The organism is Paraburkholderia sp. BR14312, assembly GCF_040948675.1.
Classification (GTDB): domain Bacteria; phylum Pseudomonadota; class Gammaproteobacteria; order Burkholderiales; family Burkholderiaceae; genus Paraburkholderia; species Paraburkholderia nodosa_A.
The window spans coordinates 65,573-74,746 of sequence record NZ_JBFPKI010000021.1 but is presented as its reverse complement, the minus strand read 5'-3'; the positions used below and the strand labels follow the sequence as shown (position 1 = coordinate 74,746).

Annotated in this window: 5 protein-coding genes and 1 rRNA gene; 3 read left to right on the top strand and 3 right to left on the bottom strand. The window is 62.9% G+C overall.

All coding sequences use genetic code 11. From position 1 onward, the window contains the following. Window positions 1–4: 4 nt before the first annotated feature. Window positions 5–118, top strand: a 5S ribosomal RNA gene (gene rrf / locus AB3X98_RS38895). Between the two features lie 90 nt (window positions 119–208). Here rrf and AB3X98_RS38890 read toward each other — a convergent pair. After that, window positions 209–787 (bottom strand): pyridoxamine 5'-phosphate oxidase family protein, encoded by a 579-nt coding sequence (locus tag AB3X98_RS38890; protein ID WP_368606068.1) that lies wholly within the window; start codon window positions 785–787, stop codon window positions 209–211. 10 nt (window positions 788–797) lie between these two features. Further along, a complete protein-coding gene (locus AB3X98_RS38885) occupies window positions 798–1,502 on the bottom strand; it encodes an SDR family oxidoreductase (protein ID WP_342949960.1) in 705 nt (234 codons plus the stop codon). 140 nt (window positions 1,503–1,642) lie between these two features. Between AB3X98_RS38885 and AB3X98_RS38880 the strand changes: the two genes are divergently transcribed. Both AB3X98_RS38880 and AB3X98_RS38875 read left to right on the top strand, forming a co-directional pair. Then, window positions 1,643–1,969 (top strand): hypothetical protein, encoded by a 327-nt coding sequence (locus AB3X98_RS38880; RefSeq protein WP_368606069.1) that lies wholly within the window; start codon window positions 1,643–1,645, stop codon window positions 1,967–1,969. 173 nt (window positions 1,970–2,142) lie between these two features. After that, window positions 2,143–6,984: an NAD-glutamate dehydrogenase gene (locus AB3X98_RS38875; protein WP_368606070.1), complete on the top strand. Its 4,842-nt coding sequence runs from the start codon at window positions 2,143–2,145 to the stop codon at window positions 6,982–6,984. A 31-nt stretch (window positions 6,985–7,015) separates the two neighbouring features. On the opposite strand, the gene AB3X98_RS38870 is transcribed toward AB3X98_RS38875, so the two are convergent. After that, window positions 7,016–8,932 (bottom strand): AAA family ATPase, encoded by a 1,917-nt coding sequence (locus AB3X98_RS38870; protein ID WP_368606071.1) that lies wholly within the window; start codon window positions 8,930–8,932, stop codon window positions 7,016–7,018. Window positions 8,933–9,174: the final 242 nt, after the last annotated feature.

Here is a 9,174-nt window from a genome sequence, read left to right as displayed (position 1 = left end):
CAAGCCTGATGACCATAGCGAGCTGGTCCCACCCCTTCCCATCCCGAACAGGACCGTGAAACAGCTCCACGCCGATGATAGTGCGGATTGCCCGTGTGAAAGTAGGTAATCGTCAGGCTCCTTATGCTGTAACGTCCAGAACCCCGGTGTCTCCGAAAGAGAACCGGGGTTCTGGCGTTTGGGCGCATTAAAATCGCAGCTCGTCAATTCAAGGCGCCAGCCAGGTTCCGCGCCATTCCCCTTCTTCAAACACCAGACTGGCGCGCCTATGCCCTGCGGGATTCAGATCGAGGTAGTCAATGCTCGATACGGTCACATCAATCAGACAGAAGTTTTCGAATCCCGCCGATGAGTTGGGATCCTCGGCGAGCGTCGTTGCATGCGCCTCGGCGGGAGACGCAACCGGTGTCGCGGGCGCAAGCGGCGTGCGATAGACGATCAACGTCCGAGGTCTGCTCGAGTCCCAGACAGCTCTCGTATCCGAGGGCGTCTCGACGATTCTCGCAACGCCGTGCAGCCTTATCTGGATCCCGCCGTCGAGATCGCAGCCGACGAGCGATACGCGCGGGTCGCGCCGCAATTCAGACACCTTTGTAGACCGCACGTCGGTATGAAACATGACTGAGCGCCGCTCGCGAGAGACACGGCGCAACACGACCGTCCGCACGGAAGGCGCACCGTCCAGCGCAATCGTCGCGACCTGCAGCATCGTGAAGGGCGAGCGCTCATTGCCCGCGTTTGCGCCCGCGTTCAGGCGTGTCCAGACCTCGTCGACGATCTGATCCATATCTGCCGCGCTACAGAGCACGCACGATGCCGCCGTCGACACGGATGTTTTGCCCCGTGATGTACCCCGCGGCATCCGACAACAGGAACGCGACCGTCTGTGCGATCTCCTGTGTCTTCCCGAATCGGCCAACCGGAATGCGGGCAACAATCTCGGGCGTTTCGGGCCAGCTGTCGATAAACCCCGGCAGCACGGAGTTGATTCGAATATTGTCCTTCGCGTAGCGGTCGGCATAAAGGCGCGTGAACGAACTCAACGCGGCGCGCAGCGCGGAAGAAACGGGCATGGCCTGCTCGGGCGCATCGGCGGCGAAGCTCGAGATATTCACCACCGCGCCGCCGCGTTGCTCGAGAAACGCAGGGGTCACGCGACGCAACACGCGAGCGACGTTGAGCAGGATGAGATCGAGCCCGAGGTGCCACTGTTCGTCTGTAACAGAAAGCAGATCCCCCTTCGGCGGATGCCCCGTGTTGTTCACCACAGCGTCGATGCGGCCATATTTCTCGAGCGTTTCGCGGACGAATCGGTCGATACAGTCCGGCTCGGTCACCGAGCCGGTAAAGCCGAATCCGCCAAGCTCTCTCGCCAGTTCGGCCGCACTGCCGGAGGGTGACATCAAGGCCAGACGGTAGCCGCTGGCTGCCAGTTCGCGCGCGATCGCCGCGCCCATACCCTTGCCGGCCGCCGTGACGAGTGCGACTTTTTCTACTGCCATCGTGCTCTCTCCTTGAATTGGATTCAGCGCGTCAGAACTGCGCCGTATGGGAAATCGTCCAGAAACTGTATGGCGTTATGATTGGATTGTCGAATGATGTTTCTTATAGTCTGACAATAAAATTCTTCAGGTCCGATGGCGTGGATATCGCGGTGCGGCTCGGCAAGCCGCCGTTCGCGAAAGGCCTCGTCAGCGACCCGCTATTTCCGCTGCAGGTATTCGGCGTAGCCAGCCCGCAACTGCTCAAGCCCGATCACCCGGTGCACACGATCTCGGACCTGCAAAACTATGTGCTGCTCCACGACTGTCATGATCTGTGGCCGGAATATTTCAACGCCCTCGGTTGCACAAATGATGTGGGCGAGCTGAAGGGCCGCACTTCAGTCAATCGTCGCTCGCCATCGATGTCACCATTGCGGGGCAGGGCATTGCACTCACGAGCGAACATCTCGTCGAGCGCGATATAAGCGCGTTGAACCGGGCATTCGCAGTCAGCAAGTTCTGCGCCACCATCCGCATTGCAGTGCGGCGCCTCGCCGTGAGACAGCGCGTGCGCACGCATTCATCGTTCGATCACCTTGCCGGTGCATAATGACTGAACCGCCGATGCAGTCGATGACTATCCGCCAAGGAGTTCGTCATGCTAGCGAGGAACGAAGAATTCGTCGCCCATCTGCTCTCCGACGTCATGGAATTTGCGCGGGCGCGCTTGCCCGAGCCGACGTTCCAGACCGTCGAGCCTTTCCTGCGGCACTACTACGATTTCGCCGACGCGGAGGATCTGCGTAGCCGCAGCATCGCCGACCTCTACGGCGCCGCCATGGCGCACTGGCGAACCGCGCAGCGCTTTGTACCGGGCAGCGAGCGCATGCAGGTCTACAACCCGATCCTCGAACAGCACGGTTGGCATTCGGACCATACGGTCATCGAAATCGTGAACGACGACATGCCATTTCTCGTCGATTCGGTTTCCATGGCCGTCAACCGTCTGGGGCTCGCGCTGCATTCCGCGCTGCACCCCGTATTCCGGATCTGGCGCGGCAAGGACGGGACGATCGAGCGTGTAGACGAAGGCGGCGCTAGCGCCGGTGACGGGCAATCACAACTCGCTTCGTTCATCCATTTCGAGGTAGACCGCTGCGGCGATGCAGCAAAGCTCGACGAATTGCGCAGCGACATCGCCAAGGTGCTTGGCGACGTGCGGGCGTCGGTAGAAGATTGGCCGAACCTGCTCGAGGCCGCGCGCACCACCATCAAGACGATGAAAGCGCGCGAAACGAGCGCAGAGGACATCGAAGCGCGCGCGTTTCTCGAATGGATGGTGGCCGACCATTTCACTTTCCTCGGCCAGCGCGATTACGCGCTGGTCGCGCATGACGGCGGCTACGCCCTGCGTGGCGTGGAAGGCTCGGGCCTCGGCATTCTGCGCGAATCGCTGCGCGCGCCGGGCACGCCGGACATCACGCCGTTGCCGCCCGCGGCCGTCGACATCATCAGCGGCGCATGGCCCATTTTCCTGACGAAAGCGAACTCGCGTGCCACCGTACACCGGCCGGGCTATCTGGACTACGTTGGAGTGAAGCTAGTCGGCGCGGATGGCAAGGTGTGCGGCGAGCGCCGCTTCGTCGGCCTCTACACCTCGACCGCCTATATGGTCTCCACCGCCGAAATCCCGATCGTGCGGCGCAAATGCGCGAATATCGTGCAGCGCGCGGGTTTTCTGCCGAAAGGCCATCTCGGCAAATCGCTGGTGACGGTGCTGGAAACCTATCCGCGGGATGAACTGCTGCAGGCGAGCGAAGACGAGCTTTTCGACATCGCGCTCGGTGTGCTGCGCTTGCAGGAACACCAGCGCACGCGCCTATTCGTGCGGCGCGACCGCTTCAACCGCTTCGTTTCCTGCCTCGTATACGTCTCGCGCGACAAGTACAACACCGATCTGCGGCGGCGGATTGCAAACCTGCTCGTGGACGCCTTCAACGGCGTTTCCGTTGAGTTCACGCCGCTGCTTTCGGAGTCGGCAATCGCACGGATTCATTTCGTCGTGCACGCCGAACCCGGCTCGATGCCCGAAGTCGACACGCACGAACTCGAAGCGCGGCTCGTGCAGGTCACGCGCCGCTGGCAGGACGATCTGGCCGATGCGTTGCTCGACGCATTCGGCGAAGAGCAGGGCACGAGTCTCTTGCATCGCTACGCCGATTCGTTCCCGCCGGGCTATCGCGACGATTATCCGGCGCGCACGGCAGTACGCGATATCGAGCTGATCGAGCGCGTGCAGGGAACGCAGCGCATCGCGATGAATCTGTACCGGCCTATCGAGGCGGCCCCACGTACGTTCCGCTTCAAGGTTTATTGCACGGGCGAAGCGATCGCGCTCTCGCGCAGCCTGCCGATGCTGGAACACCTCGGCGTGCGTGTGGATGAAGAGCGGCCCTATGTGATCGAGGCGCCTTCTTGCGCGCCTGCTTGGGTCCACGATTTCGGCCTCGAACTCGCGGACGACGCCGAATTTGACATCGAGCGCGTGAAGGGCCTGTTCGAAGACGCATTCGAAAGCGTCTGGAACGCACGCATCGAAAATGACGATTTCAACCGGCTCGTGCTGCGCGCCTATCTGAGCGCGCGCGAAGTGACGATCCTGCGTGCCTATGCGAAGTACCTTCGCCAGGTGGGTTCGACATTCAGCGACGCCTATATCGAGCGTGCGCTAACCGGCAATCCGGCGATCGCCCGGCAGTTCGTCGAACTGTTCGTACTCCGGTTCGATCCGCGCGATTCACAGGCACGGGAAGAGCGCACGGCACTCATGCTCAAGGCCATTGAAAGTGCGCTCGACCAGGTGCCCAATCTCGACGAAGACCGCATCCTGCGGCAGTTCCTCGGCGTGATCAATGCGACGGTGCGCACCAACTATTTCCGCCGCGAAGCCAATGGCGCAGAGCGGCCCTCGCTCTCGTTCAAATTCGACCCTTCGAAAGTGCCTGGCCTGCCCGAACCCAAGCCCATGTTCGAGATCTGGGTTTATTCGCCGCGCGTGGAGGGTGTGCACTTGCGCGGCGGGCGTGTCGCTCGTGGCGGCCTGCGCTGGTCGGATCGCCGCGAAGACTTCCGCACCGAAGTGCTGGGCCTCATGAAAGCCCAGATGGTGAAGAACGTCGTGATCGTGCCGGTGGGATCGAAGGGCGGCTTTGTCGTGAAGAACCCGCCGCCGGCGAGCGACCGCGAAGCATGGATGCGCGAGGGCGTGGCGTGCTATCAGACCTTCCTGCGCGGCCTGCTCGATCTCACCGACAATCTCGTGAACAACGCGATCGTGCCGCCGCCCGATGTCGTGCGCCACGATCCCGACGACCCCTACCTCGTCGTGGCCGCCGACAAGGGCACCGCCACGTTCTCCGACTACGCGAACGCGATATCCGCCGAATACGGATTCTGGCTCGACGATGCATTTGCCTCGGGCGGGTCCGTGGGCTACGACCACAAAAAGATGGCGATCACGGCGCGCGGCGCGTGGGAGTCGGTCAAGCGGCATTTCCGCGAAATGGGCGTGGATACGCAGGCCACCGATTTCACCGTGGTCGGCGTTGGCGACATGTCGGGCGACGTGTTCGGCAACGGGATGCTACTCTCGCCGCATATCAAGCTCGTCGCAGCTTTCGATCACCGCCATATTTTCCTCGACCCGAATCCCGATCCGGCCGTGAGCCTTGCCGAGCGCGCGCGGCTCTTCGCGCTCGAACGCTCGAGCTGGGCCGACTACGACCCGGCTACGATATCGGCGGGCGGCGGCGTGTTCGCACGCACCATGAAGACGATCCCGCTTTCGGCGGCGGTGCGCACGGCACTCGGCATCGAGGCGGCGGCGCTTTCGCCAACCGAGTTGATTCGCGCGATCCTGCTGGCGAAGGTCGACCTGCTCTATAACGGCGGCATTGGCACTTATGTGAAATCCGCGCGCGAGACCAACGCACAAGTCGGCGACAAAGCCAACGACGCGGTGCGCGTGAACGGCTCGGAACTGCGCTGCAAGGTCGTGGGCGAGGGCGGCAATCTCGGCGTCACGCAGCTCGGGCGCATCGAATTCGCGCAGCATGGCGGCCACATCAACACGGATGCGATCGATAACTCGGCAGGTGTAGATTGTTCGGACCACGAAGTCAACATCAAGATCCTGCTCGGACTCGTGGTGGCCGACGGCGAGATGACGACGAAACAGCGCAACGCGTTGCTCGCGGAGATGACCGACGAAGTCGGACTGCTGGTGCTGAGCGACAACTACTACCAGACTCAGGCGCTTTCGATCGCGGGCCGCTACGCCGTGGAGCTGCTCGATGCCGAATCGCGCCTCATGCGCTGGCTCGAACGCGCAGGACGTCTGAATCGCCATATCGAATTCCTGCCGACCGACGATGAAATCGCCGAACGCCAGGCCGCGAAACTCGGGCTCACGTCGCCGGAGCGCGCCGTGCTGCTCGCCTACAGCAAGATGTGGCTCTACGACGCGCTGCTCGATTCATCGGTGCCGGAAGACCCGCTCGTCGCGGACTTGCTGATCGACTACTTCCCGCAGCCACTGCAGCAGCGCTTTAGCGAACCCATGCATCGGCATCCGCTGCGGCGTGAAATTCTGGCGACGCATTTGACGAACGCGCTCGTGAACCGCGTGGGCTGCGCATTCGTGCACCGTTTGATGGAGGAAACCGACGCGCAGCCCGGCGAAATCGTGCGCGCGTGCATCATGGCGCGCGACGTATTTGGTCTGAACGATATCTGGCGCGCCATCGACGCGCTCGACAACCGCGTGCCCGACGACGTGCAGGCGCGCATGTTCGTCGACATCGCACGGCTGCTCGAACGCGCGGCGCTATGGTTCCTGCGGCATCTGCAGGCAGGCTCGGTGGACAACGATGGTGTGAGCACGCTGCTGGCACGCTGCCGCGACGCCGCTCAGCGCCTCGCGCCGCAATTGCCGACGCTGCTGCCCGACCCGGATCTCGAAGCGCTTTCGGCACGCCAGGGAGAACTCGTGAAGGCGGGCGTCGAAAATGCGCTCGCGCTGCGCGTGGCGAGTGGAGATATTTCGGTAGCACTGCTGGACATCGCGGATGTAGCGGCGGCGTGCGACCGTCCTCTTGAGCGCGTTGCGGCGGCATACTTCGCTTTGGGTACGCGGCTCAATTACAGCTGGATTGGCGAGCGTGCGGCGACGCTGCCTACGCCGACGCATTGGGACACCATGGCGCGCGCGGCTGCGCTCGCCGAGGTGGCGCACCTCAAGCGCGCGCTCACCACGAGCGTGCTTGCACAAGGCTCCGAAACCGCGGACGCACAAACGCTCGTCGACGCATGGTGCGCTCAGCACGAGGCGGCGCTCGAGCGTTATGGGCAGTTGCTTACGGAACTGCGTGCTTCGAGCGGCGTGAGTCTTTCTGTGCTGCTCGTGATCGTGAGGGCGATGGCGGCGCTCGAAAGGACTTGAAGACTCGAACGATGACGGCGGTGCAAGCGGCTTACGCGGCGGCCGCTTCGGTCACCGCCTGCGTGCTCGCCACGGCCGCCGCATGCTCGCGAATCAGACGATAGACCGTCTCGCCGGGCACCGTCTCCGCCTCGAGCAACTGATCGGCGATCGCGCGCAGCACCGGCTCGTTCGCACGCAGCAACGCGAAGCACGCGTCGTTGAGTTCGTGCAGCAGTGCGTTCGCGTGCTCGATCGCGCTCTTCAACTGCAAGCCCGCGACCTGCTGCGGCAGCGCCGCGAGGCTGAACAGATTGCCATCCGCATTGAAGCCGTGCTTCGACACCATGTCGAGGCTGATGCGCGAGGCCTCCTGCAAATCCTGCGCCGCGCCGCTCGACGCTTCGCCGAACATGAGCAGTTCCGCGTTGCGCCCGCCCAGCAGCACCTGGATTTCGTTACGCATTTCCGTTTCGCGATACAGGTACTTGTCCTGCATTTTCGTGATCAGCGCCACGCCCAACGCGCCGCCACGCGGCAAAATCGTCACTTCTTCGAGCACGCCGGTGCCGAGGAGGGCGGCGACGAGTCCATGTCCTGCTTCATGGATCGCAATGCGTGTGCGTTCGTCGTCCGAAAGCGCGCGCTCCGCGCCGTTGACGTCGCCAATGCGTGCAATCTTGATGGCCTCGAGAAAATGCACCGCGGCCACTTGCCGCTTGCCGGCCTTGCGCGCGACGAGACCCGCTTGATTCACGATCATCGAGAGCGTGGCCGGGGAAAGGCCCGTGGTCAGCCGCGCGAGCTGGTTGAAATCGAGATCGTTGGCTTTCGACTTCAGATTGCCGGCGTAGAAGCGCAGAATTTCTGCGCGATCCTCCAGGTCGGGCAAACGCACCTGCACCGTGCGGTCGAAGCGGCCAGGGCGGCGCAGCGCTTCGTCGAGATTGTCCGGGTGATTGGTCGCCGCGACGATGATCACGCCTTCGTTCGACGCGAACCCGTCCATCTCCGCGAGCAGCTGGTTGATGATGCGGTTGCTTTCCGCTTCGACCGGGCCGCCGCCCGTATCGGTGCGCTTGCCCAGGCCGTCCGCCTCGTCGATGAAGATGACCGTCGGCGCGTTCTTGCGCGCGAGCTCGAACAGGCGCTTGACCTTCTGAATGCCCACACCGTAATACTTCGCGCTGAAATAGCTGCCCGTGATGGCGATGAAATTCGCGCCGCATTCGCCTGCAAGCGCCTGCGCGAGACGCGTCTTGCCGACGCCCGGGCCGCCTGTCATGAGCACGCCGCATGGCGCGCGCACGCCCATGCCCGTGAACTGCGCGGGCTCGGTGAGCCACGCGCGCACGTCGGCGAGCGCGGCTTTCGCTTCGCCTGCGCCGATCACGTCGTCGAAGCGCAAAGTCGGCGATTCGCCGAGCAATTGCGCGCCGCCGCCCATTTCGCGGCGCATGAACCACAGCAGGCCGCCTAGCATCAGCACGGGGAGTAGCAGACTGAACGCGTCGCGCACACGGTCGAGGGCTTCTGTCCAGCGCTCGGCGCCGATGCGCACATCGGCGTGCGGCAGCCAGACGAGTTGCCAGGGCGGCGTCGCGCCCGGTTTCAGATCGCCGAGCAGCAGGGCGTTCGCGAATGCGCCATTGTGATCGGCCACATAATACTTTTCGCCCTTGATCGTCGAGACGAGAATTGCTTCGCGGCTCACGCCAATTGCGGCGACATCGCGGTCGCGAATATCGCGCAGCAATTCCGAGGCATCCTTCTCGCGCTTCGTCCATGGCGATGCGTCATGCCGCATCGCGCTGGCGACACCCGTAAGCGCAGCCGGCTGGGACTGCGCAAGATTCGCTTGATGGCGCCAGTAGAAAAAGCCAGACGCCGACGCGAGCGCCGCCGCGCATACACCCAACGCCGCGTATCGGCCAAAGCGTGACCACCGCGAATTCCTTGCCGGTTTCATGAATCCTTTCCTGCCTGGCGCCGCCGTGACGACGCCAGATAATCTATCGTGGGACTGGAGGCGCTCGAACGTCTCGCCTTGCGTAGTCCATGGATAGTCAGGAATACGAAAACGACCCTTTTAATCGCGCTGCTCCAATAGGATTATGCCTGCGTTAGGCAGCCCGCGAAAAAGGGGATTGACGGATAAATACCTTTTAATCCGGTGATTTAGCCTGGCTGCATGGTTTCTTTGGGGGCGCG

What these genes read in the sequence shown, in the direction of transcription:
- AB3X98_RS38890 (WP_368606068.1), bottom strand. Translation starts at nt 787, where the DNA reads ATGGATCAGATCGTCGACGAGGTCTGGACACGCCTGAACGCGGGCGCA.
- AB3X98_RS38885 (WP_342949960.1), bottom strand. Translation starts at nt 1,502, where the DNA reads ATGGCAGTAGAAAAAGTCGCACTCGTCACGGCGGCCGGCAAGGGTATG.
- AB3X98_RS38875 (WP_368606070.1), top strand. Translation starts at nt 2,143, where the DNA reads ATGCTAGCGAGGAACGAAGAATTCGTCGCCCATCTGCTCTCCGACGTC.
- AB3X98_RS38870 (WP_368606071.1), bottom strand. Translation starts at nt 8,932, where the DNA reads ATGAAACCGGCAAGGAATTCGCGGTGGTCACGCTTTGGCCGATACGCG.